We start from the raw sequence: 690 nt of genomic DNA, 5'->3' as shown, positions 1-690 counted from the left end.
CCCTGTCGATATCGTCTTTATCGGTTCTTGCACCAACAGCCGTATTGAAGACTTACGCGAAGCCGCCGCTATCGCCAAAGGCCGCAAAAAAGCGGACAATGTGCAACGCGTATTGATTGTCCCCGGCTCCGGTTTGGTTAAAGAGCAGGCAGAAAAAGAAGGCTTGCACGAAGTATTTATCGAAGCCGGTTTTGAATGGCGCGAGCCGGGCTGCTCTATGTGCCTTGCCATGAATGCCGACCGCCTGACCCCGGGACAACGTTGCGCCTCCACCTCCAACCGTAACTTTGAAGGCCGTCAAGGCAACGGCGGACGCACTCACCTCGTCAGCCCTGCCATGGCAGCCGCAGCTGCGGTGACCGGCCACTTTACCGACATCCGCACTATGGCTTAAAGTATTTTCAGACGGCCTTTATTGATCAGGCCGTCTGAAACAATACCTTGCTCAAGTAAGTTTTTCTATTGCGCAAAACGTCCGAAAACCTTCTTAATCATTGATAACTTGAAAGGAATCTAGTATGAAAAAACTGTTTGCATTAGCTGCCGCAGCCCTCATCCTGTCAGCTTGTTCCAGCACTTGGTCCGGCGCAAAAGACGATACCAACCGCAATTGGGACAAAACCAAAGAGACTGCCGAGCGCGTAGCCGATAAAACCAAAGAAACGGCAGAACACGTTGTCGACAAAACCG

Annotated in this window: 1 protein-coding gene; it reads left to right on the top strand. The window is 51.7% G+C overall.

The genetic code is table 11. The annotated features are described in order from the left end of the window. Positions 1-394, top strand: a 394-nt coding sequence (locus tag ACTHUR_RS14415; RefSeq protein WP_440399253.1) for an aconitase family protein, incomplete at its 5' end; no start/stop codon positions are given. Positions 395-690: the final 296 nt, after the last annotated feature.

It is taken from the genome of Neisseria sp. P0021.S007, from assembly GCF_051956855.1.
Note: the sequence above shows the minus strand (reverse complement) of the source record. Positions and strands in the feature narration are given on the sequence as shown.